This is a genomic window from Nocardia sp. NPDC051787, assembly GCF_040681325.1.
Classification (GTDB): Bacteria; Actinomycetota; Actinomycetes; order Mycobacteriales; family Mycobacteriaceae; genus Nocardia.
On the sequence record NZ_JBFAYO010000011.1, the window covers coordinates 100,473 to 124,853 of the forward strand.

At 68.6% G+C, this 24,381-nt stretch carries 20 protein-coding genes; 14 read left to right on the forward strand and 6 right to left on the reverse strand.

Annotated features, from left to right (window positions below; genetic code table 11):
• Window positions 1-27 precede the first annotated feature (27 nt).
• Both AB0M45_RS14220 and holA read left to right on the forward strand, forming a co-directional pair.
• A complete protein-coding gene (locus tag AB0M45_RS14220; RefSeq protein ID WP_364327647.1) occupies window positions 28-2,619 on the forward strand; it encodes a ComEC/Rec2 family competence protein in 2,592 nt (863 codons plus the stop codon).
• A 132-nt stretch (window positions 2,620-2,751) separates the two neighbouring features.
• A complete protein-coding gene (gene holA / locus AB0M45_RS14225) occupies window positions 2,752-3,738 on the forward strand; it encodes a DNA polymerase III subunit delta (RefSeq protein WP_364327650.1) in 987 nt (328 codons plus the stop codon).
• A 221-nt stretch (window positions 3,739-3,959) separates the two neighbouring features.
• Here the strand turns inward: holA and AB0M45_RS14230 are convergent, their stop codons facing one another.
• Together AB0M45_RS14230 and AB0M45_RS14235 are read right to left on the reverse strand one after the other, a co-directional pair.
• On the reverse strand, window positions 3,960-4,217 hold the full coding sequence (locus AB0M45_RS14230) for a DUF2798 domain-containing protein (protein WP_364327653.1): 258 nt from the start codon (window positions 4,215-4,217) through the stop codon (window positions 3,960-3,962).
• A 163-nt stretch (window positions 4,218-4,380) separates the two neighbouring features.
• Complete coding sequence (locus tag AB0M45_RS14235; RefSeq protein WP_364327656.1) at window positions 4,381-5,451, reverse strand: aldo/keto reductase; 1,071 nt, start codon at window positions 5,449-5,451, stop codon at window positions 4,381-4,383.
• Window positions 5,452-5,573: 122 nt separating this feature from the next.
• Between AB0M45_RS14235 and AB0M45_RS14240 the strand changes: the two genes are divergently transcribed.
• Window positions 5,574-6,488, forward strand: coding sequence for a helix-turn-helix transcriptional regulator (locus AB0M45_RS14240; protein WP_364327659.1), 915 nt, complete (start codon window positions 5,574-5,576; stop codon window positions 6,486-6,488).
• 6 nt (window positions 6,489-6,494) lie between these two features.
• On the opposite strand, the gene AB0M45_RS14245 is transcribed toward AB0M45_RS14240, so the two are convergent.
• Both AB0M45_RS14245 and rpsT read right to left on the reverse strand, forming a co-directional pair.
• A complete protein-coding gene (locus AB0M45_RS14245; protein ID WP_364327661.1) occupies window positions 6,495-6,740 on the reverse strand; it encodes a hypothetical protein in 246 nt (81 codons plus the stop codon).
• Between the two features lie 167 nt (window positions 6,741-6,907).
• Entirely contained in the window at window positions 6,908-7,168 is a 261-nt protein-coding gene (gene rpsT, locus AB0M45_RS14250; protein WP_364327664.1) for a 30S ribosomal protein S20, read from the reverse strand.
• Between the two features lie 436 nt (window positions 7,169-7,604).
• On the opposite strand from rpsT, the gene AB0M45_RS14255 reads away from it, so the two are divergent.
• Window positions 7,605-8,393 (forward strand): aquaporin, encoded by a 789-nt coding sequence (locus tag AB0M45_RS14255; protein ID WP_364327666.1) that lies wholly within the window; start codon window positions 7,605-7,607, stop codon window positions 8,391-8,393.
• A 90-nt stretch (window positions 8,394-8,483) separates the two neighbouring features.
• On the opposite strand, the gene AB0M45_RS14260 is transcribed toward AB0M45_RS14255, so the two are convergent.
• Window positions 8,484-9,038, reverse strand: coding sequence for a type II toxin-antitoxin system PemK/MazF family toxin (locus AB0M45_RS14260; protein WP_364327669.1), 555 nt, complete (start codon window positions 9,036-9,038; stop codon window positions 8,484-8,486).
• A gap of 162 nt (window positions 9,039-9,200) precedes the next feature.
• On the opposite strand from AB0M45_RS14260, the gene lepA reads away from it, so the two are divergent.
• From lepA to AB0M45_RS14275, 3 genes are all read left to right on the forward strand, one after another.
• Window positions 9,201-11,078 carry a translation elongation factor 4 gene (gene lepA / locus AB0M45_RS14265; RefSeq protein ID WP_364327672.1) on the forward strand — a complete coding sequence of 626 codons (1,878 nt, stop codon included), beginning with the start codon at window positions 9,201-9,203 and terminating at the stop codon, window positions 11,076-11,078.
• A gap of 397 nt (window positions 11,079-11,475) precedes the next feature.
• Complete coding sequence (locus AB0M45_RS14270) at window positions 11,476-13,698, forward strand: hypothetical protein (protein ID WP_364327675.1); 2,223 nt, start codon at window positions 11,476-11,478, stop codon at window positions 13,696-13,698.
• A gap of 82 nt (window positions 13,699-13,780) precedes the next feature.
• The gene (locus AB0M45_RS14275; RefSeq protein ID WP_364327678.1) at window positions 13,781-15,586 is read left to right on the forward strand and encodes a dynamin family protein; all 1,806 of its coding nucleotides are present in this window, start codon (window positions 13,781-13,783) and stop codon (window positions 15,584-15,586) included.
• 90 nt (window positions 15,587-15,676) lie between these two features.
• On the opposite strand, the gene AB0M45_RS14280 is transcribed toward AB0M45_RS14275, so the two are convergent.
• Window positions 15,677-17,617, reverse strand: a complete 1,941-nt coding sequence (locus AB0M45_RS14280) for a glycoside hydrolase family 15 protein (protein WP_364327985.1) — start codon at window positions 17,615-17,617, stop codon at window positions 15,677-15,679.
• Window positions 17,618-17,760: 143 nt separating this feature from the next.
• Here AB0M45_RS14280 and AB0M45_RS14285 point away from each other — a divergent pair, with 143 nt between their 5' ends.
• From AB0M45_RS14285 to AB0M45_RS14315, 7 genes are all read left to right on the forward strand, one after another.
• Complete coding sequence (locus AB0M45_RS14285; RefSeq protein ID WP_364327681.1) at window positions 17,761-18,042, forward strand: hypothetical protein; 282 nt, start codon at window positions 17,761-17,763, stop codon at window positions 18,040-18,042.
• Between the two features lie 403 nt (window positions 18,043-18,445).
• Complete coding sequence (locus AB0M45_RS14290; RefSeq protein ID WP_364327988.1) at window positions 18,446-18,601, forward strand: Ms4533A family Cys-rich leader peptide; 156 nt, start codon at window positions 18,446-18,448, stop codon at window positions 18,599-18,601.
• 201 nt (window positions 18,602-18,802) lie between these two features.
• Complete coding sequence (locus tag AB0M45_RS14295) at window positions 18,803-19,849, forward strand: sulfate ABC transporter substrate-binding protein (protein WP_364327684.1); 1,047 nt, start codon at window positions 18,803-18,805, stop codon at window positions 19,847-19,849.
• Window positions 19,850-19,978: 129 nt separating this feature from the next.
• Window positions 19,979-20,779 carry a sulfate ABC transporter permease subunit CysT gene (cysT, locus tag AB0M45_RS14300; protein ID WP_364327991.1) on the forward strand — a complete coding sequence of 267 codons (801 nt, stop codon included), beginning with the start codon at window positions 19,979-19,981 and terminating at the stop codon, window positions 20,777-20,779.
• A 49-nt stretch (window positions 20,780-20,828) separates the two neighbouring features.
• On the forward strand, window positions 20,829-21,635 hold the full coding sequence (cysW, locus tag AB0M45_RS14305; RefSeq protein WP_364327687.1) for a sulfate ABC transporter permease subunit CysW: 807 nt from the start codon (window positions 20,829-20,831) through the stop codon (window positions 21,633-21,635).
• Window positions 21,632-22,627 (forward strand): sulfate ABC transporter ATP-binding protein, encoded by a 996-nt coding sequence (locus AB0M45_RS14310; RefSeq protein WP_364327690.1) that lies wholly within the window; start codon window positions 21,632-21,634, stop codon window positions 22,625-22,627. The genes cysW and AB0M45_RS14310 overlap by 4 nt, the downstream gene beginning before the upstream one ends.
• Window positions 22,628-23,209: 582 nt before the next feature.
• Window positions 23,210-24,310 (forward strand): Hsp70 family protein, encoded by a 1,101-nt coding sequence (locus AB0M45_RS14315; RefSeq protein WP_364327693.1) that lies wholly within the window; start codon window positions 23,210-23,212, stop codon window positions 24,308-24,310.
• Window positions 24,311-24,381 lie beyond the last annotated feature (71 nt).

Here is a 24,381-nt window from a genome sequence, read left to right on the forward strand (position 1 = left end):
GCTCGCGGTCGGGTCGAGGAAACCGGAGTGGACGGCGATGCCGGTGCGTTCCAAGTGCTCGACGCTCGGCTGCTGCCCGCCGCGCTGTGCTGTTGGGGCGCGACGATTGTGGCGCTGACGGCGGGCTGGAAGGCCGGGATCGCTCTGAGCGCGGCATTGACGGTGCTGGCGATCGGGCTGTGGGGAGTGCTGCTGTGGGCCGTCGCGCACCGCAGTGAACGTTGGCGGGCCGTGGCGCTGGTGGCGCTGGCCGCAGTGGCCCTCGGCGCCGGGTTCGCGGCCGCGGCGGCTTGGCGGGAGCATCGTGTCGCGACGCATCCGTTGCGCGCGGCATCGGGCCAGTCGCTGCGCGTGGTGGTCACGCCGACGGGCGACGCTGAACCGGTGCGGGGCAAGGCATTCGGCGAGCATCAGCAGTGGGTCGTCCCGGCGGCTCTGCGGGAGTACGGGCGCGGTGGCACGGCGGTACGCGCCGGTGGCGCGGTGGTGGTCCTGGCCTCCGGGCATGAGTGGGCGAAGATATCACCGGGCAGGCCGGTCGAGTTCCGGGCTCGGGTGGAACTGCCGAGTCGATCCGACCTCACCATCGTGGCGCTGAACGCGCAGGGGCCGCCGATAACAGCCGGGCCGCTGCCCTGGTGGCAGCGCATCGCGAATTCGGTACGCGCCGATTTCGCGGCGTCGGCCGCGCGAGCGTTGCCGCCCGACGCCGCTGGTCTGTTGCCCGCGCTCGTCGTCGGCGATACCTCCGCGCTGCCCGGCCACGTGCGCGACGACTTCGAACTCGCTGGTCTGCAACATCTCACGGTGGTCAGCGGCGCGAACTTCACGATCTTGCTTTCAGTCGTGTTGTTCGCCGTGCGTCTGCTCACGCTCGGCCCGCGCGCCGCAGCGGCGGTAGCTGCCGCGGCGCTGCTGATGTTCGTGGTCATCGCGCGGCCGGACCCGAGCGTGCTGCGCGCCGGGGCGATGGGCTCGATCACCCTGCTGGCCGTACTCACCGGCCGTCGAAAACAGGCGCTGCCCGCGTTGTGTGCGGCGATCATCGGGCTACTGGCTCTGTGGCCCGGACTTGCCGCCAACGCCGGTTTCGCCCTGTCGGTGGTCGCGACCGGAGGTCTGATCCTGTTGGCACCCAGCTGGGCCGACTGGCTGCGCGCCAAAGGATGGTGGCGGATGCCCGCCGAGATCGTCGCGGTGTCGGCCGGGGCATTCGCGGTCACGACGCCGATCATGATCGCGCTCACCGGAAAGCTCAGTCTGGTAGCGGTGCTGGCGAATGTGCTCGTCGCGCCGGTCGTCGCGCCGATCACCGTGATCGGGGCGAGTGGTGCGGTGCTGTCCTGCCTGTGGTCGCCGCTGGCCGACCTCTTCCTGCGCTGTGCGGCACCGCCGCTGTGGTGGTTGCTGTCGGTCGCCCGACACGCGGCGGCGCTCCCGGGAGCGTCCGTCACGGTGCCGGGCGGTCTCGTGGGAGGGCTGATCGCGGGCGCACTGGTCACGGTCGCTATCGCGGCGTTGCGCGCACCGACCATGCGCCGGATCGCCGCCGCGGTAGTGGTCGGCATCGCGGCGGTCCTGATCCCGGTTCGCCTTTGGCATCCCGGGTGGCCGCCGAAGGGCTGGGTCATCGCCGCATGCGACGTCGGCCAAGGCGACGGCCTCGCCCTCGCGGTCGGTCCCGGCGCCGCCCTCGTCATCGACGTAGGACCCAACCCACGGCCGATTCGAACTTGCCTGGATCGCTTGCGCATCTCCCGTATCCCGCTGCTGATCCTCACCCATCCCCACGCCGACCACATCGGCGGACTAACCGGCGCGCTCCACGACCGCACCATCGACGCGATAGCCGTAGGCATTCATGAACTGGACGGACTTCCCCCGCTCACCGCGCCGGCCCCATCGACTCCCGGGACAGCCGCCGGATGTTGGCCGGCGAATTCCATCGCACCGGCTGCAAACGGCCCCGGCCACAGTGATGCTGCGACGAATCGCGCGGCATGGCGAACGCAAACGCCTTGTAGCCCCGCGGCATACGGGCGCGTGGCGGTGGGGCACCGATCCGGCGTTGACGATCCGCGTGGCCCTGTCACTGATCTGGCGCAGGTAGCGACCGTCGCGAGGCACGCAGGAATACCTTTGCTGGAGTTGTCGGCCGGACACATGTCGAGTTTCGGGGCAGTCGAACTCGAGGTGCTGGCGCCTGCCGAGACCGGTTCACGGCCGATCCGGGGTGCCGAAAGCGAGGACGCCAACGACCGTTCGGTGGTCGTCTCCGCCCGCACGCCAGCAGGGCGGATCCTGCTCACCGGGGACATCGAAGCCCCCGCACAACGCGCGCTGATGCGTGCCGGAATCCCTATTCGAGCCGACATCCTCAAACTCCCACACCACGGATCCCGCACCACCACAAAAGAATTCCTCGAATCGGTGCGCCCCGGGCTCGTGCTGGTCAGCGTCGGCGCCGAGAACACATTCGGACACCCCAACCCCGCCGTCCTCGCAGACCTCAACGCCCTCGGCGCGACGGTGGCCCGAACCGACCAGCACGGCGACATCGCGGTCCTGGGCGAGGGCGGGCGCTTGCGCATGACGAGTTCGCCCGGGCGGCAGAAATAGGACATGGGCGCGAGCAGCCGGCGGGCGTGTCGGTAGGGGATCGTAGGATCGGGCTGTGACTGAGCGCGACGAGTGGACCGATACGGCAGTGCCCTCGGGCACGGCGGAGTCCGGCGCTGGGAAGGCACTGCGGTGAGCGAGCGTCCCGCGCCCGTGCACTTGGTGCTGGGGGAAGAAGAGCTGCTGATCGAACGTGCGCTTGGTGTGGTGACGGCGCAGGTGCGGGCGTTGGCGCCGGATCCGGACGCAGTGCCGGTGGATCGGTTGCGCGCGGGTGACGCGAGCACCGCCGAGCTGGCGGAACTGCTGAGTCCGTCGCTGTTCGCCGAGGACCGGGTGATCATCCTCGAGTCGGCGGCCGAGGCGGGCAAGGACGCGGTCGCCGTGATCACCGAGGCGGTTCAGAACCCGGCCGAGGGCGTGGTGCTGATAGTCCTGCATTCCGGCGGTGGGCGAGCGAAGGCCCTCGCGCCCGCTCTGCAGAAGGCCGGAGCCGTCACGCACAATTGCGCCAAACTGACCAAGGCCGCCGAGCGAGTCGAGTTCGTGCGCGGTGAGTTCCGCAATGCGGGGGTCCGGGTGTCCGGCGAGGTCGTGCAGGTCGTGCTGGAAGCCGTGGGCTCGGATCTGCGCGAGCTGGCGGCGGCGTGCGGGCAGCTGGCGGCCGACACCGGCGGGAAGATCGATGTCGCAGCTGTGCGCCGCTACTACTCGGGCAAGGCCGAGGTCTCCGGGTTCGACGTGGCAGAACTCGCCGTCGCGGGGGACCGCCCCGGTGCAATGGAGGCGTTGCGCTGGGCGAACGACCGCGGCGTGCCGCATGTCCTGCTCGCCGACGCGCTCGCCGACTCGGTGCACACCATCGCCCGCGTCGGGTCCGCCGGGCGCGGCGACCCGTTCAAACTCGCCCAGCAGCTCGGCATGCCACCGTGGAAAGTGAAGAAGGCCCAAGCCCAGGCGCGTAGCTGGACCCCGGCCACCATCGGCTCGGCCCTCCAGGTGGTCGCCACCCTCAACGCCGACGTCAAGGGCGGCGCCGCCGACTCCGGCTACGCCCTGGAACACGCCCTCGGACAGATCCTCGACCTGCACGAAGCGAGCGGAATGCCAACACAGTGAGGCGGCCGCGCAGGCAGGGTTCATGTTCAGTCCCAGTAGCTGAACAGCGCCTCGCCGAGAGTGGCTGGTTTCCAGTACTCGATATCGGCTGAGTCGAGGCCGGGCCAGGCTGCGGCGTCGAACGGGCCATTGAGGTCGGCCGCGGTGAGTTGATCGTTGCTGTTTCGACTCGAAGCAGGCGGAGGGACGCGATGGACAAGTGGGCCAGCGGCCCATGGTGCTTACGGCGCTCGCACCAGCAGAGCCGTGATACGTCGCACCGCTGGCAGCACCAGTAGCAACGTCGGGAAGGCGATGGGCCAGGACACGGCCCAGGAACGCAACCACACCGCGAGCGCGAGGCCGTCGCTCATCAGGGTGCTGATCAATGAGACGATGCAGGTCATCAGGATCGACAACAGCATCGGCATGATCACCGAGGTGTAGCGGGCGGGCAGCTTGCCGAAGCCGGTGCGGGACTGAGGGTTCGCGGAATTCATCGGTCGCTCCGTAAGGGTCTCGTCAGTCAACGACGCCGCCTTGTGGCGGGCCATTGCGTTGGTTGACGTGAACGCTTACGGCGACGCGAGGTCGCGGCACCGAGCTTAAGCAAGCCGCGTGCGGCAGTGCAAGTCGGCTCGCACCGCCGCACGGGACCGAAGGTCAGTCGCGCCCTTCGATTTTCAGGTCGCCGAACGTGACGCTCTGGACCATCGGGCGGGCCAGGAACTCGTGCGGGAAGCCGAGATCCACGGCACTGGCCTGTTCCAGCCGGGCGAGCTGGGCACCGTCGAACTCGACGTCGAGTGCGCCGAGGTTGTCCTCGAGCTGTGCCACGGTGCGCGCGCCGATGATCGGCGAGGTGACAGCGGGGTCGCATAGGGTCCAGGCCAACGCGACTCGTGCAGGAGTCGTGCCGAGCTCGCCCGCGACCTGCTCGACCACGTCGGCGATGGCGAGACCCCGCTCGGTGAGCGAGCCGCTGGCGGCGGCCACATTCTTGCGGCTGCCCTCGGGCGAACTCTCCACCTCGTGGTCGAGATCGGCGCGGCTGTACTTGCCGGTGAGGACACCACTGCCCAGCGGCGACCACGGGATCACGCCGAGACCCAATTCGCGGGCCATCGGGATGAGGTCACGTTCGACGGTCCGCTCGATCAAGCTGTACTCGATCTGCAGTGCGATCAGTGGCGACCAGCCGCGCAGATCCGCGATGGTCTGCATGCGGGCGACCTGCCAGGCAGGCGTATCGGAGATGCCGACGTAGAGCACTTTGCCCGAGCGCACCAGATCGTCCATGCCACGCAGGATTTCCTCGACGGGCGTCAGGAAGTCCCAGGCGTGCAGGTAGAGCAGGTCGATGTAGTCGGTGTTCAACCTGCGCAGGCTGGCCTCCACCGAGGTGACCATGCTCTTGCGGTGGTTGCCGCCGGAATTCGGGTCGCCGGGTCGGCGCAGCATGGTGTATTTGGTGGCCAGCACCAGGCTTTCGCGGTTGTCCGCGGCGAATTCGCCGAGCAGTTGCTCGGAGGTGCCGTTGGTGTACTGATTTGCCGTGTCGATGAAGTTGCCACCTCGCTCGACGTAGGCGTCGAATATCTTGCGAGCCTCGTCCCGGTCTGCGCCCCATCCCCAATCGGCGCCGAAGGTCATGGTCCCCAGGGACAGTGGAGACACCCGGAGACCCGAGCGGCCGAGCAGCCGATAGGTGTCGAGGGTGCGGGCTCCGGACATGTCCAGCTCCTTGTCGTTCGCGATGTCATGTTTGTCGAAAGGCAGTCTTCAGCGGCGAACGGGGACGGGTAAGGGAAGCTTCTTCCTGGGAAGGCCGGTCCTAGTCAGCCGTAGGATCGACGATGATGACCGGCACGGTGAACGCGACCCAGGACCTCAGGCCCGGAGGCGGTAGCTTGCGTGACCACGCAGGCCCCCCGAACGGCGCGGATCGGGTCCAGGAAATGGCGGCCTTCCTGCGGGCTCGGCGCGAGCGTCTGACACCGGCCGACCTCGGATTGCCGCAGCGCAGGCAGGCGCGGCGGACGCCGGGGCTGCGGCGGGAGGAAGTCGCCGAACTGGCGGGTGTGAGCACCGACTACATCGTGCGACTGGAACAGGGACGCGGGCTGCGGCCGTCGGCCGAGGTGCTGAACGCGCTGGCGCAGGCGTTGCGATTGACCGGCGACGAGCGTGCCTACCTGTTCGATCTGGCGCGGCACCGGCAGCCGGGCACCGGCGAGCCGAGCACGGCGCCCGCGCCCGCGCTGGCCATGCTGGTGCGGGATCTGTCGCCGCTGCCCGCGATGCTGGTGAACCACCGCTACGACATCCTGGCCTGGAACCGGCAGATGGCGCTGTTGATCAGCGACTTCGGCGCCTTGCCGCCGCGGCAGCGCAACTCGATGTGGTTGTGCCTGATGGACCCGGGCATGCGGGAGTTCTACGTCGAGCGTGAGCGCATCATCCGTGAGGGCATCGCGGATCTGCGCGCGGCCTGGGCGGCGCATCCCGACGACCAGGCGCTGGCCGACCTGATCGCCGCGTTCGCCGCGCAGAGCGCCGAGTTCGCGCAGGCGTGGGCGCGCCACGACGTCCGGGTGCAGGGACGCGGGAACAAACCGTTGCGGCACCCGGTGGTGGGTCCGCTGGTGGTCACCTACGAGGTGCTGATGCCCGTGCAGGATCCCGACCAGCGGATCATCATCTACCGTGCCGCGGACAAGGATTCCCAGGCGGCGCTGGATCGGCTCGCAGCCACGGCAGACGAGGCATGACCAGAGCTACTCCGCGGAGCTGAGCACCAGCTCCCCGTCGTCGTCCGCGTCCTCGTAGCGCCCTTCCCACTCCTCGTAGGCGGGGATGTCCTCGTCGCGCGTGACGATCCACTCCAAGGAGTAACCGCCTTCGTCGTCGGGAACGAGCACATTCTCGATCTTCAGTCCGAATCCGAGCACCTCGGCCGCGCGGATCACGTCTGGCAGATCCTCGGCGCGGACGACCGTCTGATTGGCATACACGGTTACCATGCGCGGAATGGTAGCTGGAACCTCTGACACGGCGTGGGCCGATCCCGAAACCCGGGAAGGAGGCAGGTTGGGCGGGGGTGCGGGCACGACAAAAGCCGCCGTGGTCATCGAGGCCACGGCGGCTGCGTCTCAGCGTGGTGCGGTACCGGCGCGCGGTACCGGGTGAATCAGAGCTTGTTGAAGGCCAGCGCCAGCGCCGATTTCTTGTTGGCGGCCTGGTTGGCGTGGATGACGCCCTTCGAGGCGGCCTTGTCCAGCTTGCGGCTGGCGAACTGCAGGCGGTCGGCGGCCTGTTCCTTGTCGCCGGCGGCCGCGGCCTCGCGGAAGCTACGGATGGCGGTGCGCAGCGCGGACTTGACCGACTGGTTGCGCTTGCGCGCCTCCTCGTTGGTGCGGATCCGCTTCATCTGGGACTTGATGTTGGCCACGCCTGTTTCCTCGTGTTCCTGTCTGGTGGTCTGTTCTGGGAAAAGTTCGCCGAGCGCGCGAAACACCCGGAGTGAACGGGTAACGCAGCGCCGAAGATCGAGAGTACCAGTCGCCCTCTGGCACACGAAATCGACACCAGCCCGGCGGTGTCGAAGTCGTCGTAGAGATCGCGCGGCTCGCAGACAGACATACCGCGAAGATCGCCGTGCGAGACATGCGTGTCGCGTAACGTGCTAGATGACCGGTACGGCCCTGGCTGCACAGCCTCGCGGCTGCACGCCGAGGGCGCCACGGCCGGGACAACCGATTTCGTGAGCACAGGGGTAACTCACCGGGTACGCCCAGAACTCGAGCGGCACCCAACGCAGCACCTGTACATAGGTCTTGTGCCACCTGACTTGTACGGCCTGAAGACCCGGAGAGGCGGACGAGCACATGTCTCCAACGGCCCAGGAAGTCGTCGAAGAGGCTGTCGAGAACGAACCGGTTCCGAACAGCAAGAAATGGGGCGCCGAGGCGCTCGGCACCTTCGTGCTGGTGATCGGCGGTGTCGGCACGGCGGTGCTGGCGGGGGAGAAGGTCGGTCCACTGGGAGTCGCGCTGGCCTTCGGGCTGACGCTGATGTTCCTCGTCTACTCGATCGGGCCGATCTCGGGTTGTCACGTCAATCCGGCGGTCACGGTCGGGCAGTTGCTGCTCGGCCGGATCGGCGCTGTGGTCGCGGGCGGTTACGTGATCGCGCAGTTGATCGGCGGCTTCCTGGCCGGTCTCGTGCTGTTCGCGCTGGCCAAGAACCTGCCGTCGTACGACCGCTCGATCGACGGCCTCGGCGCGAACGGCTGGGGCAAGCACAGCCCGGCGGCGGCGAGGGGGCCGCTCGGCGAGGTGGTCGTGCAGAACGGCTACGGCATGGCGGCCATGATCATCGTCGAGGTGATGTTGACGGCGCTGCTGGTTTTCGTGGTGCTGTCCTCGACCGACCAGATCTCCGACGTGCCGCTGGCCGGTCTGTCCATCGGTGTGACGCTGGCGGTGATCCATCTCGTGTCCATTCCGGTGGACAACACCTCGGTCAACCCGGCCCGCAGCCTCGCCGTGGCCCCCTATCAGGACGGCGCGATGGGACAGGTCTGGGCGTTTGTGGTGTTCCCCCTGATCGGCGGCGCCCTCGGTGCCCTGCTGTACGGCCTGCTGTTCGGCCGGTCCCGCGACATGATCTCCTGATCGGCAGCCGGCCCGGGACTCAGCTCCCGGCCCGCTCCTGCGGCCCGCGCATGGCGATCTCAGCCGGCCCGAGCACACGCGACATGCCGCTCAGTACCAGGAGTATTCGGCGCACAGCCGATGGGCGACCAGGTCGAAGGTCTTGCGCTCCAGGATCGCTCCCTCGCGGCGGATGCCCGCCTCGGGCACGTCGAGCACCCGGTCGAGCCGGACCCAGCTGGGTCGTCCGTCGTGATCCCAGGATCCGGCGCCGATGCCGACCCAGTTGCGGTCGAACGCGCGTTCCGGATTCGACGACAGCATCAGCCCCAGCAGCGTGCGGCGGTCGCGACCGACCACGAGCACCGGCCGGTCCTTGCCGTTGCTCGGGTCCTCCTCGAACGGCACCCAGGTCCAGACGATCTCGCCGGGATCGGCGCGTCCGTCCAACTGGGGTGAGTACACGATCTGCCGGGCTCGCTCGGCCGTCGGTACCGGGATCGATGCGGCGGGCCGCACTGAGACGCCACCGGCCGTTCGCCGCTGCCCTAGCGTCCCCACCAGGCGATCGACCAGCCGGGGGCCCTGCTGCTTGACGATCTTGGGGCCCTGCTCCGTCGCGAGAAGGCCGATCTGCTTGCCGAGGGAGTTCCAACTTCGGGCCATCTCTGGAGAATAACGGCGCGCCCCCGCGTTCTCACCCGCGCCGAATCCGCTGTGTCGCCGGGGTCATTCCAGGATCCGGAGCGGCGAACAAATCGGACACAGCACCACCGGCCGAAGCTGCACACTGCTCATGGGACGATGGAGGGCAGTTTGCCGATACCCATGAGGAGTGGAGTGCCCGCCAGCTTCGCCGACACGACGTTCACCGATCCCGCCCGGATCCGCAACTTCTGCATCATCGCGCACATCGACCACGGCAAGTCGACGCTGGCCGACCGGATGCTGCAACTGACCGGTGTGGTCGAGGAACGGCAGATGCGTGCCCAGTATCTGGACCGGATGGATATCGAGCGCGAACGCGGCATCACGATCAAGGCCCAGAACGTGCGGCTGCCATGGAGGCCTCGGACGGGCGAGCACGCGGACACCGACTTCGTGCTGCACCTCATCGACACGCCCGGTCACGTGGACTTCACCTACGAGGTCTCGCGGGCACTGGAGGCGTGCGAGGGCGCGATCCTGCTGGTCGACGCCGCGCAGGGCATCGAGGCGCAGACACTGGCCAATCTGTACTTGGCGCTGGACAAGGATCTGACCGTCATCCCGGTGCTGAACAAGATCGACCTGCCCGCCGCGGACCCGGAGCGCTACGCCGCCGAGCTGGCGCACATCGTCGGCTGCGAGCCCTCGGACGTGCTGCGCGTCTCCGGCAAGACCGGCGAGGGCGTGGCCGATCTGCTCGACCAGGTGATCGCTCAGGTGCCGCCGCCGGTGGGCGACGCCGACGCGCCCGCCCGCGCGATGATCTTCGACTCGGTCTACGACACCTACCGCGGCGTGGTCACCTACGTCCGCGTGGTGGACGGCAAGCTGACCCCGCGCGAGAAGATCAAGATGATGTCCACCGGCGCCACCCACGAGCTGCTGGAGATCGGTATCGTCTCACCGGAGCCCAAACCCACTCAGGGCCTCGGCGTCGGCGAGGTCGGCTACCTGATCACCGGAGTGAAGGACGTCCGCCAGTCCAAGGTCGGCGACACGGTGACCGGCGCGCGCGGTGGCGCGAGCGAGCCGCTCACCGGCTACCGCGAGCCGCGTCCGATGGTCTACTCCGGCCTGTACCCGGTGGACGGGTCCGACTATCCCGACCTCCGCGACGCGTTGGAGAAACTGCAGCTCAACGACGCAGCGCTCACCTATACCCCGGAGACCTCCGTGGCACTGGGGTTCGGCTTCCGCTGCGGCTTCCTCGGCCTGCTGCACATGGAGATCACCCGCGAGCGCCTGCAGCGCGAGTTCGACCTGGACCTGATCTCGACCGCGCCGAACGTGGTGTACCGGGTGGAGATGGAAGACGGCGCCGAGCACGTCGTCACCAATCCCTCGTACTGGCCGGAAGGCAAGGTGCGCAAGGTCTACGAACCGGTGGTGAAGTGCACCATCATCTCGCCGAGCGAGTTCATCGGCTCGATCATGGAACTGTGCCAGTCCCGCCGCGGCGAACTCGGCGGCATGGACTATCTGTCCGAGACCCGGGTCGAGCTGCGCTACACCATGCCGATGGCGGAGATCATCTTCGACTTCTTCGACTCGCTGAAGTCGCGCACCCGCGGCTACGCCAGCCTCGACTACGAGGAGTCGGGCGAGCAGGAATCGCAGCTGGTGAAGGTGGACATCCTGTTGCAGGGCGAGGCGGTGGACGCGTTCAGCGCGATCGTGCACAAGGACGCCGCCCAGGCCTATGGCCACAAGATGACCACCAAGCTGCGCGAGCTGATTCCCCGCCAGCAGTTCGAGGTGCCGATCCAGGCCGCGATCGGCTCGAAGATCATCGCGCGGGAGAACATCCGGGCCATCCGCAAAGACGTGCTCGCGAAGTGCTACGGCGGTGACATCAGCCGCAAGCGCAAGCTGCTGGAGAAGCAGAAGGAAGGCAAGAAGCGGATGAAGACGATCGGCCGGGTCGACGTCCCGCAGGAGGCCTTCGTGGCCGCCTTGTCCTCCGACGCCGCCTCGGACAAGCCGAAGGACAAGAAGTAGGCACGGTCCCCGTCGCACGCGGTCGCCCAGGCGGGCGTGCCGTCATCGAGTCCGGCCGTGCCGCAATGAAGCTCGTCCGGCTGACGGACCGCCGGGCAACTCCGGAAATCCATCGTCTCTGGTGGCCATACCTCGGGCGCTCATCGCCGCTGGCCGTGACCTTTTCGATCAGGCCTGGTAGCCGTGGGTATTGGAGACCGCGTCCAGTCCGGAAGGCCGCTGGAATAGGGCTTTCGGTCCGGTAATTCGGATGGCAAGGTTGTGTTGCTCGCCACAGTCGTATTCTCTCCAGTCCTGGAGAATGTGACAGGCGAGTATTCCCGAAATACTGTTGGGTGATCTTCACTTGGTCGGACCGGGGTGGTGAGGATGCTGGACAACCGAGAGTGGAGCTTCTATGACGCGTGATCTGCCCTTCGATGACGACAACGAAGCGGCCGACCGCGCGGGCGACACCGCCTACCGGGTGGCCACCGGCGTCGCGCGGGTCGCGCGGGCGGGCGCCTACGTCACCGGCGGCGCCCTCGTGGCCGCCAACGGTGGCGGCGTACCCGCACAGCCCGGCGAATCCCGGCTCGACAGCTGGAACACCGGCTGGGCGCACAGCACCGATCCCGATCCCGACCAGCCGAGCCCGGTGATCACCTTCCCTGATCCGGTCGAGCTGGATCCGTTCCCGCCGCACGCATCGAATGTTCCGGTGGCGCATGGAAACCCGGCACCGGGTATTCCGCTGCCCGGCACCGGCCCCGCGCCCGCCGGGTTTTCGCTGCCCACGCTCGGCGGCGAGTACAACGGCACCGACGCGGGGCTGTCGCTGCCCACGCTCGGCGGGGAGGGGGGCGCCGACGCCGGGATGTCGCTGCCGAGCCTGCCAGGCGGCGACGCGGGTGCCAACAGCATGCAGGTGCCAGGACACTCCGGTGGCGGCGTCCCGGGAGTGGGCGGCATCCCCGGTGCGGATAGCGGTTTCCCGGGCGGATCGGCCATTCCGGGGGCCCACGGGAACGTGTCCAACGGACTGTCGATCCCCGGTGCACGGTCCGAGTCGTCCCGCGAACTCGACGAGCCCGGCGGGAACGGGTTCGGCCTGCCCGGCCACGGCCTCGGCCAGGCCGGACACGGGTTCGGCCTGCCCGGCGCGAACGGTTTCGTCGCACCCGGCTCCACCGTGTTCGACCTGCCCGGCGGTAGCCCGGTCGCCGCGACGCCGACCGCGGGTGAACCGTTCGACGGCATCGGCGCGGGCGGCGACCAGCTCGGCATGTTCGTCGGCACGCAGTGGTCGGTCGACTTCGGGCTCGGTCCGAACGGGATCTACTTCACCTCTGAGATGCAGGTCGGCCTCGAGGTGGGCAAGGTCGGCGACCAGCTCGACGAGTACACCGACTGGCTGGCCGACGGCATCCGCGTGCCGGACGGCACCGACCGCGCGGTCACCGAGACGCAGGCGCCGGGGCCGAGCACTACCGGCCTGCTCGGCGGGCTCGGCACGCCGACCACGGGCACGTCCGCGGCGCAGTCTTCGGCGGCGTCCTCGGCCGCGCAGTCGTCGGCCGCGTCGGGTGCCGCGCAGCCGCTGGCCGCCTCGGCCCCCGTCGGCACCGCCCCCGTCGTCTCGGTCGCTCCCGCGGCTTCGGTCGCCCCTGCTTCCGCGGTCGCACCGGCCGCCTCGGTGGCTCCCGCCGCCCCGATGCCTGCGCCCGCACCCGCGGCGGTCGCCGCCGCTCCGGTCGTCGCGGTCACACCGCTGCAGACCACGGTCCAGCCCGATGCGGCCTCGACGCCGATCGCGAATGTGCTCGCCGCGCCCGAGGGGCCGTCGGTACTCACCGCACCGGCCGCGTCGCTGCCCGCGCTGTTCGACGCGGGCCGCCCGGCGCCGGCGGTGAAGCCGGCGCCGGTGAGCGATCCGCAGCCGTCGCACCCGACGCAAACGCCGACGACGGTGACCAACCCGACCACGATCATCAAGACCACGCCGACGCCGAGTATCCCCGGCGACGTGACCACTCCGTCCGTGCCGAAGACGCCGGACCACGGCGTCACCAAGCTCCCCGGCGTCACCACGCCGCCGCACGGCGGTATCACCACCGGCCCGGACGTGACGACCACCAAGATCCCCGGCGCGACCGTCACCCCGGCGCCCACGCACGGCGCTCCATCCACCTCGGACGACGACGTGACGACACCGGGCGGCAACACCGGCCGTCCCAGCACCGGGGGAACGTCGCACAGCACCCGGCCGACGAACGACATCCCGAGCGATGATGTGCCGACCGTGAGTCGCCCGTCCGATCCGACGTTCTCCGTGCCCGACCAGCCGACCTACAGTGCGCCAGCTCATGCGCCCACCGTCGAGCCGTACACGCCGGTCCCGACCCACATCGCCCCCGCGCCCACCCAGCCGCCGGTGCCGATCAAGCCGCAGGTGATCGACCCCAAGCCGCAAGGGATCTCGGCGCCGCTGGCGGTCGACCACCCGGTCGCCGACCACACCTACGACCACTCCGCGCTGCTGGCCTCCAGAAGTGGTCTGTCCGGCGCATTGCTGCCCGACTCGGTCATAGCCGACACGCACCACACCGCGTCCGGTGTGCTGGACGTCTCGCTGTTGTAGCCGGGCCGCAAGGGGATTGGAGGACTGCGGAGCATACGCAGGGGGTATATCGAACGAGAGTCATCGAGATTAAGGAGGAGGGTTGTCTGCCGCTGCCGGGCTGACGGCCGCAACGGTGAAACATCCGGATGCGATGGCCCCTCTCATCCGAATACTCGACGAGCTGCGGGAGACGGCCCGATCCGCGGGGCGTGACGATCTCGGCAGCCGGCTGAACATGGTCCGTGCCAGGGTGAGTGATCCCCGGGTGCGGCTCGTGGTCGTCGGTCATCCGAAGAACGGTATGAGCACGCTGGTCAACAGTCTGGTCGGCGCCTCGGTCAGCGCGACGAACAGCGATCTGAGCGTCCCGGTGATCGTCGAGTACGGCCCGGAGCCGACCGCGACGCTGGTGCGCCAGACCGAATACGGTCGCACCGAACGCCAGTCGGTCGATCCGCTCGATCCGGGTCCGGCCCTGGCCACCCAGGGTGTCGTACGCGCCGAATTCACCCAGCCGAGCCCGTTGCTTGCCGATGGCGTCGTGGTCATGGACGCGCCGGGCGCGCTGGGCGACAACCGCACCACCTGGTCGATGATCGCCGCGGCCGACGCCGTGCTCTACGTCGGGAACGCGGGCGCCGAGCTGGCCATGGAACAGATCGCGGAATTGCAGCGTATCCAGCAGATCTGCCCGACGGTGGTCTGCGTGCTGAACAAGATCGACGTCTTTCCGCACTGGTCGCACACCCAGCAACGCAATCGGGAACTGCTCGACGCGGCGGGGCTCGGCTTCGCGGTCGCGCCGGTGTCCGCGGAGTTGCATCGGCAGGCCGGGACGACGGGCAACTACCAGCGCGACATCGAATCGGGTGTGCCGCAACTGATCGACCATCTGCGCGACTACGTGATCGCCCGCGCGGACGCGGTGGCGCTGGAAGCCGGGGTCGGGGATATCCGCTTGGTCTGCGACCACCTCGCGCTGACGCTGCGGACCGAGGCCGATGCGCTGCGTGATCCGCACCGCAGGGCCGAGATCACCGACCAGCTCGTCCGCGCCCGCGACGAGGCCGAGCAGTTGCGGCAGCGCACCGCGAATTGGCAGGTCACCCTCGTCGACGGCGGCACGGAGCTGATGGCCGACATCGAGCACGACCTGCGTCACCGGCTGCGCAGCCTGATCCGCGACGCCGAGGCCGAGATCGCCCGGACCGATCCGGCCCGCCGGTGGAAGAATTTCGGCGCCGACCTGGACGCGCGGATCTGCGAGGCCGTCGAAGAGAATTTCGCCGTCGCGCACTACCGCTCGGTGGAGTTGTGCGAGCAGGTGGCCGCCAAGTTCCCGGCCCACAACCGTGCCGCGCCGCTGGTCGACCTGCGGTTGGCCAATCCGGGGGAGGTACTCGAAACGGTGCAGCCCCTGGAGCCGTTGGAGAGCGCGAAAGCCGGTGTCACCCAGCAGTTCCTGACCGGTCTGCGCGGCTCCTACGGCGGCATCCTGATGGTCGGTCTGGCTACCAGCCTGCTCGGTATGTCCTTGGTGAACTGGTACTCGGCGGGCGCGGGCATCCTGCTCGGCGTGAACGCGCTGTGGGACGACCGCAAGAACCGCAAGCTGCGTCGCCGCGCCGAGGCCAAGGTCGCGGTCGCACGCCTGATGGACGACGTGATCTTCCAGGTCGGCAAGGAATCGCGAAACCGCTTGCGCGCCATGCAGCGTGTGCTGCGCGACCACTTCACCGAGATCGCGACCGAGGCCTCGCGCGGCGCGGACGAAGCACTACGGCTCGCCGAGGAGAACTACGGAAAGTACGGCGACCGCGGACAGGAACGGATCGCCGAGCTCGAGGCGCGGCTGGGCAATCTGCGTGTGCTGCGCGACCAAGCCGACGGCCTGGTGCCCGTGTAGGTTCCCGCCTCCACGTGGTGGCAACGGAGACCATCCAGTTTTGTCAGACTGGATGACCCGGTGGTGGCAGAGGAGAACCATCCAGTTTTGTCAGACTGGATGACCCGGTGGTGTGTGCGCGGGCTGGAATTGGCCCGCGTGGCGGGAGTCCTCGGCCCTGATCACGTGCGTGACGGCGTTGATCAGCGCCAGGTGGGTGAACGCCTGCGGGAAGTTGCCCAGGTGGCGGCCGCTGCGCGGATCGATCTCCTCGGCATACAGCCGTAGCGGGCTGGCGAAGCCGAGCAGCCGCTCGCACAGATGCCTGGCCCGCTGGATCTCGCCGATCTCGACCAGCGCGGAGACCAGCCAGAACGAGCAGATGGTGAACGCTCCTTCCACGCCGCTCAATCCGTCATCGGTGGTCTCGGTGCGATATCGCAGGACGAGGCCGTTCTCGGTGAGGCGCTCGGCGATGGCGAGCACGGTGGCGCGTACCCGCTGATCCTCCGGTGGCAGGAATCGGGTGAGCACCACCAGCAGCAGCGAGGCGTCCAGCGTGTCGCCGCCGTAGACCTGGGTGAACACGCCGTCGGAGTTCACCCCGTTGGCCAGGACGTCGGCCTTGATCTCCTCGGCGATGCCGTACCACTCTTCGGCGTGCTCGTACTGACCGTGCAGCTCGGCGAGTTTCGCGCCGCGGTCGAGCGCCACCCAGCACATCACCTTGGACGAGGTGAAATGCTGTGGCTCGCCGCGCACCTCCCAGATGCCGCGGTCGGGTTCCTTCCAATGCGCGATGGCCGCGTGCACCTGGCGGACCAGCAGCGGCCACAAGGTCTCCGGCACTTGCTGGCGCGACTTCACATGCAGGTACACCGCATCCAGCATGGTGCCCCAGATATCGTGCTGGTCCTGGTTGTAGGCGTTGTTGCCCTTGCGCACCGGCCGGGCGTTGTCGTAACCGCTCAGATGGTCGAGGACGGTCTCGGTGAGTTCCCGCTCGCCGCCGATGCCGTAGAGCACCTGCAGCGGAACGGGTTCGCCGTTCTCGCCGGTGGTCGCGTCGTTGAGGAAGGCGAAGAAGTCGTCGGCCTCACGGTCCAGGCCGAGCGTGTACAGGCCCCACAGCGCGAAACTGGCGTCCCGCACCCAGGTGTAGCGGTAGTCCCAATTGCGTTCGCCGCCAGGCGTTTCCGGTAGCGATGTGGTCGGCGCCGCCATCAGCGCTCCGGTCGGCGCGTAGGTGAGTCCCTTGAGCGTGAGCGCACTGCGCTGCAAATAGTTGCGCCACGGATGGTCCGGGAACTTGCCCAGAGTGATCCACTGGCGCCAGCATTCGGTGGTCTGCCACATCTTGTGCGCGGCCTCTTCGAAGGTACGCGGGGCCGGCAGCTCCGACCAGGTGAGCGCGACGAAGACCTCGTCGCCCTCCTTCATCCTGGTGCGGGCGCGGGCCTCCCTGCCCTCCAGGCCGAGGCGCAGATCCGTGGTGAGCACGAGGGTCGGACCGGCGCTCGGGTCGTCGCTGCGGACCGCGGTCGCCTCCTCGTACACCTTGCCGGTGTACTCCCAGCGGGCGGTGGCCTGGTGATAGTCGAAGGCGGGCTCGCAGCTCATCTCCAGCTCGACGGTGCCGTTCACGCATTTCACCGTGCGCAGCAGCAGGTGCTCGGCATCCCAGTCCATCGGCGTGCGCCGGTGTGTCTTGCTGCGCTGATCGAGGTTGTGCCACCCGCCGAGCACCAGCGCGTCGCGCACGATCAGCCAGCCGGTGCCGGTCTGCCAGGTGGTCTCCAGGATCATCCCGCCGGGCAGATAGCGGCGGGCGGCGGGCACGTTGACGCCGTAGGGCCCGATGCGGAAGTGGCCCGCGCTGCGATCCAGGATCGCGCCGAAGATGCTCGGCGAGTCCGGCCGCGGCACGCACATCCATTCCACCGCGCCGTTGCTGGCGACCAGGCAGCTGGTCTCGCAGTCGGACAGGAACGCGTAGTCATCGATCGGCGGGTGGGCACCGTGGCGGTGCTGCTCGGCGAGGTTCGACGGCATGCCATCGGTGTCGTTGGCGATGAGGTCATCTGCGGACGCCATACCCCATCTTGGGGTCGATGCGGGCCTCTCGTCCACTGCTGGGTGGCCGTCGCGGTTCCCGGCCCTACGGAGCCGAGCGGCGAACCGACTAGGCTGGAGCCGTGCATCGCATCGCAGGATGGTGGGACGGTTTCGAGCTGTGGGTCGCGGGGCTGCCGTTCATTCCGCAGTTTCTCGTGGTCCTCGTGGGCATGGTCCCGATCAGCTTCGCCATCGCCTACGGGCTCGACCGCGTCCTGCGGGCCGTGCTGCGCATGCTCGACCGCCGGTACACCGCCGATATCGTACCGGTGCGGCCCGCACCGATCGCCGCGGCGGCGATGCCCGAACCCGAGCAGGTCCCCGCGGAGGACCGCAGGCCCGTGCAGAGCGGAGCGCGCTGATGCCTCGTTCGCGGGTCCAGCTCGCGCTGATCGCTCTGCTCGTGCTCATCGTCGTCGCCTGGTTGATCACCCGCTGAGCGCGGCGCCGCTGGAATTCCCACCGATCCGCGGAGCGGGTTTGCGCGACGGACCCATCCGCGGGCGCCGTCCAGCCGGTCCGCGGTCACGTCGGGTCGTGTGTATGTGGGCGGCGGCTACCGTCATCTCGTCGCTGATTCGGCGTCGCGATGCTCCGGGGCGGCTGGGGTGACGGCCCCGGGGAGCTACGCAGCGTACCGGGCACCAATGCCGAATCTCGGCAGTGCCCGCAAGATAGCCAGAACCATGCGGTCGGCGGGATGCCCCGGCGGCCGCTACCGCAGGGGGACAGGGTACGCACGCGATGCGCACCGGTGAACATGCGATGAAACCCCGCTCTTCCTGGGATCTTCGATTCGAACTCCGCCGTGCGCTCTGCTACAGTCGCCCCGTGTCGTCGAGCGCAGTCCCGCAGGTCCGCCATGAGTTGGCGTTGATTGCTGTCGGTGACCTCGCGGTCGCGGACGTCTACTGTCGTTGATCGGCGACCGGGCACGTCCGCGTCTCGTTTCCCAGTAGACTGGCGCGCTTCCCGCAGATGTGCTCGTCCTCCCGGCCCGTCGCGGCCGATAGTCGCGCCACTGCCGTCTCATGTCGTCGGCAGGTCTGCTGATCAACACCATTGTCGCCGCCACCGACGTATTACCGGACAGTTGGCGGTCCGCACGAAAGGTCCACTCCGATGGCTCGCAAATCCTGGCTTTCGCCGCGCCGACGCTACAGCGCCGTTGCCCTTGCCGCACTCGCGGCGGTCGCGCTGACGGCGTGCGGCGGCGGAGCCAGCGACACAGTCGGGGGAGACAACGCCGACGGCAGCGCCGGGACCCTGAACCTCTACGCCTACGCCGTGCCGAAGCCCGGCTTCGACAAGGTGATCCCCGAGTTCAACAAGACCGAGCAGGGCAAAGGCGTCCAGATCCAGCAGTCCTACGGCGCCTCCGGCGACCAGTCCCGCAAGGTGAAGGACGGCGCCGAGGCCGACGTCGTCAACTTCTCCGTGGAGCCCGACATCACCCGACTGGTCGACGCCGGCCTGGTGGACGCGAGCTGGAACGCCGACGCGACCAAGGGAATTCCGTTCGGTTCGGTGGTCGCGCTCGTGGTGCGCAAGGGCAACCCGAAGGGCATCAAGGACTGGGACGACCTGCTGAAGCCGGGCATCGAGGTGGTCACCCCGAACCCGTTCAGCTCCGGTTCGGCCAAGTGGAACCTCTTGGCGCCGTACGCGGCCAAGAGCGACGGCGGCAAGAACCCGCAGGCGGGCCTGGACTACCTGAGCCGGCTGGTCTCCTCCGAGCACGTCAAGGTGCAGCCGAAGTCCGGCCGGGAGGCGACCGAGACCTTCCTGCAGGGCACCGGTGACGTGCTGCTGAGCTACGAGAACGAGGCGATCTTCGCCGAGCGCAACGGCGACCCGATCGAGCACATCGTCCCGCCGGTCACCTTCAAGATCGAGAACCCGGTCGCGGTGCTGAAGAACAGCAAAAACCAGGAGAAGGCGGTCGCCTTCCGCGACTTCCTCTTCACCGCCGAGGGCCAGAATGCCTGGGCCGCCGCCGGTTTCCGCCCGGTCGACCCGAAGGTCGCCGCGGACTACGCCAAGGACTTCCCGGCCCCGCAGCAGCTCTGGACGATCGCCGATCTCGGCGGCTGGAAGACCGTGGACAAGGAGCTGTTCGCCGCGAACACCGGCTCCGTCGCGGTGATCTACGACAAGGCGACCAAGTAGCGGGGTGACCCTCGTTACACGGGATACTGGACGATTGTGATTGACAGCAGTAACGCCGGGACCGCGCAGGCGGACGGTCCCGGCGTCTCCGACGCCGCGCGCCGGACCGGGCGCTGGAACTGGTCGTGGCTGCGCGTGACCGGCTCGGTCGGCCCGCTCGGCATCGCCACGGCGGTGCTGTGGCTGAGCATCATCGTGCTGCTGCCGCTGGCGGCGCTCACCGTGACCAGCTTCGAGGACGGCTGGTCCGGCTTCGCCGACGCCGTCACCGCGCCCGCCGCGCTGGACTCGCTGCGCATCACCGTGCTCGTCTCGGTGGTCGTGGCGGTGATCAACGTGGTGATGGGCACGCTCATCGCCTGGGTGCTGGTGCGCGACCAGTTCCCCGGCAAGGGCGTGGTCAACGCGTTGATCGACCTGCCGTTCGCGCTGCCGACCATCGTGGCCAGCATCGTGCTGCTGTCGCTCTACGGACCGCAGAGCCCGATCGACATCCACCTCAACGCCACCCAGCCGGGCCTGGTGGTGGCGCTGGCGTTCGTCACGCTGCCGTTCGTGGTGCGCTCGGTGCAGCCGGTGCTGATCGAGGCCGACCGCGAGGTCGAGCAGGCCGCGCTCTCGCTCGGCGCGAACAACTGGACCACATTCCGCCGGATCGTGCTTCCCGCGTTGACGCCCGCGATCATCAGCGGCGGCGGCCTCGCCTTCGCCCGCGCGATCGGTGAATACGGGTCGGTGGTGCTGATCGGTGGCGCGATCCCGCGCGAGACCGAGATGGCCTCCCAGTACATCCAGAAGCAGATCGAGATCGACCGGCCGGTGAACGCGGCGGCGGTGTCCGTGGCACTGCTCGCCATCTCGTTCGCGACGCTGCTCGTGCTGCGGCTGCTCGCCGAACGCACCGCCCGCAAGGAACAGGCGACCCGATGAGACACGATCGCGCATTCCTCGGGGCCTCCCGCAGGATGGAGCCCACCCGATGAAACTTTCCCCGTTGACCCGCATTTCGTTGCGGACAGTGGCGCTCGGCTACCTGTTCGTGCTGCTGGTGTTGCCGTTGGTCATCATTCTGTTGCGCACCTTCGAACGGGGTATCGGCGCGTTCATCGACTCGATCACCACACCCGCGGCGATCTCGGCGTTCCAGCTGTCCCTGGTGATCGTGGCGATCGTCGTCCCGGTGAACGTCGTCTTCGGCATCGTGACCGCGATCGCGCTGGTCCGCGGAAAATTCCCGGGCCGCAATCTGGTTCAGGGGATCGTGGACCTGCCGTTCGCGGTCTCGCCCGTGGTGGTCGGCGTCGCGCTGATCCTGCTCTGGGGCGCGGGTGGCTGGTTCGGCGGGCTGGAAGAGCTGGGCTTGAAGGTGATCTTCAACCTGCCCGGCATGGTGATCGCCACCATTTTCGTCACGCTGCCGTTCGTGGTGCGTGAGGTCGAGCCGGTGCTGCACGAGATCGGCGACGACCAGGAGCAGGCCGCGGCGACCCTCGGCGCGTCCAGGTGGCAGACGTTCTGGCGGATCACGCTGCCCGCGATCCGGTGGGGCCTGACCTACGGTGTGGTGCTCACCGTGGCCCGCGCGCTCGGCGAGTTCGGCGCGGTGATCATGGTGTCCTCGGCGCTGCCGGGCCAGTCGCTGACGCTCACCCTGCTCGTGCACGGCCGGTACATCAACGACCACAACACCTTCGGCGCCTACTCCGCCGCGACCTTGCTGATGGGCATCGCGCTCGTCACCCTTCTGCTGATGACCCTCCTCGAACGTAAGCGGGACGCACAGTGATCACCGTGACCAACGCGAACAAGAACTACGGTTCGTTCGCCGCCCTGGACGACGTCACCATCGACATCCCCTCCGGTGAGCTGACCGCGCTGCTGGGCCCGTCCGGGTCGGGCAAGTCGACGCTGCTGCGCTCGATCGCCGGGCTGGAGTCGCTGGACTCCGGCGTGGTCAGCATCGCGGGCCGCGACGTCACCCGGGTGCCGCCGCAGAAGCGCGACATCGGTTTCGTGTTCCAGCATTACGCGGCGTTCAAGCACATGACCGTGCGCGACAACGTGGCGTTCGGCCTGAAGATCCGCAAGCGCCCGAAGAACGAGATCAACAAGCGCGTCGACGAACTGCTCGGCATCGTCGGGCTGGACGGCTTCCAGCACCGGTACCCCGCGCAGCTGTCGGGGGGCCAGCGCCAGCGCATGGCGCTGGCCCGCGCGCTCGCCGTCGATCCGCAGGTGCTGCTGCTGGACGAGCCGTTCGGCGCGCTGGACGCCAAGGTTCGCGCCGATCTGCGTACCTGGCTGCGCCGCCTGCACGAGGAGGTCCACGTGACCACCGTGCTGGTCACCCACGACCAAGAGGAGGCGCTCGACGTCGCCGACCGCATCGCGGTGATGAACAAGGGCCGTATCGAGCAAATCGGCACTCCGGAGGACGTGTACGACCGGCCCGCCAACGAGTTCGTCATGTCCTTCCTCGGTGCCGTGGCCCGGCTCAACGGACATCTGGTGCGTCCACACGACATTCGCGTCGGCCGTGACCCGAGCATGGCGCACGCCGAGCACGAGGGCACGGCGGAATCCGCGGGCGTCACCAGGGCTACGGTGGAGCGCGTGGTCCATCTCGGCTTCGAGGTGCGGGTGGAACTGCGCAACGCCGCGACGGGCGACCTGTTCGCCGCGCAGGTCACCCGCGGTGACGCGGAGGCGCTGCGGCTTTCGGACGGCGAGACGGTCTACGTCCGGGCCACCCGCATTCCGGAACTCCCTGCGCACTAGGACATTTCGGATAGCCGCGACTCGATCCTGCGACTGTGTGCTGGAAAGTTGCTGCGCTTTTCGGGTATTCGGCGGCGGCCGTCTCGTGCCACTCTGCGGTGCGGTGCTGGGCCGAGCTGACGGCACGGAGGCCGTATCGCGATGTCGGTGATGGCGACGTCGAGCCAGGTGTGTGAGCGGATCCGGCTGCACGGTGTCCGATTGACTCCTGCCTCGAAGCGGCAAATCGCCCGCACTTCAGATTTCGGACTTTCTGAGGGGCATCTCCGCATTTCCGGCTGTGTCGTTCCGGACAGAGCGGTATAAAACGCGAGTCCTGGCAAACCATAACCGGGCATGTGTCGATCTCCGCGTGTCGCAACGAAATCCGACCGGACGGAATATCCGCCCCGGTGTGCGCAGGTGAGCGCGCCGACGACCGCACGAACAACGCGGCCAACGACAGGCGGCCTGCGGACAATCGGTTGTCCGGCCTTGGCAGGAAGATCGCGGAGTGGTTGCCTGGACGGCGTTCGAAGCAATTCGGCACGGCGATCGGGGTGGTTTTCGATGGCGGTTGGTCTCGGATTGAGTATCGGTACGGTGAACACGGTTTCCGTTCTCGCGGAGGAGGGGTCGGCCAAGTCTCCGCCGGGACGGCGCAAAACGCAGCGCCCGCAGACCATCACGCGCCGGACCACATTGGTCTTCGACAGCACCGGCGTGGCCAGGGTCGGCATGCTGCCGAGGCACGGTCGCGCGGTGACCGAGTTCGCCGATCTCACGCAGCGTTCCAGTACCTGGGCGAGGGTCGGCAACCGCGCGCTCGCGCCGGCGGACCTCGTCGCCACGGTCGCGAAGTGCCTGGTCGGCGAGGTGCTGGAGGATCATCCGGCGGGTGGCGGCGTCGGCATCGCGATGACCTATCCCGCCCGCTATGCCGACGAGCAGGTCGACGCGCTGCGCGCGGCGCTGGACGGCGTCGAACTCGGAAAGGTCGCCTTGGTCGCCGAGCCGGTCGCGGCGGCGGCTTGGCTGGAAGCCGATCGCGGTCCGCTGATGCCCGGACTCGCGCTGGTCTACGATCTCGGCGGCGCGGGCCTCGACGTCACCCTGGTCCGGGTCGGGGCCGGGTGTCCGCGCAATCCGATCGTCGGTGTGTCGTTGCGCTCCACTGAATTCGGCGGACGCGCGTTCGGTGCGTTGGTCGCCGAGCATGCCGGACCCGATCTGCCCTCGTCCTCGGTCGCGCAGTCGGTCACCGACGCGGCCGCCGAGGAACTGCGCGCCCGCCATATCCGCGAATCCGTCCAGCTCGTGTACCGCTGCTTGCGCGTCGCGGACGTCACCATGGCCGATGTCGACTGCGTCCTGGTGGTCGGCGGTGCGGCGCGTCCCGCGGAGGTCGCCCAGGTCCTCGCGGATGAATTGGCCAGGCCGGTGATCACGGCGGCGGATCCCGAGCGGACCATCGCCGACGGCGCCGCGATCCTGGGCCGCAGGGCGGCGGCCGCGGCGGAGGCGGCGGCCGAGCAGCGACGCATCCGCCGCCGCCGTGCCCGTCGGCGCGCCGCCACACGCGCGCTGATGCTGTCGCGCCGGACCAGGCGCCGGTTGAGCAGGGCGGCCGTCGTCACGGGTGTGTGGACCACCGGGCTCGCGACCTCGCTTTTGGCGGCGGGGGACGGGGCGCTCATGGGCTAGGTGGTCTGCCTCTGCCTTCGCTCAGCCCGGCGGGCCAGCGGAGGACTTCGTCCGACTGCGCCTGTTCGGTG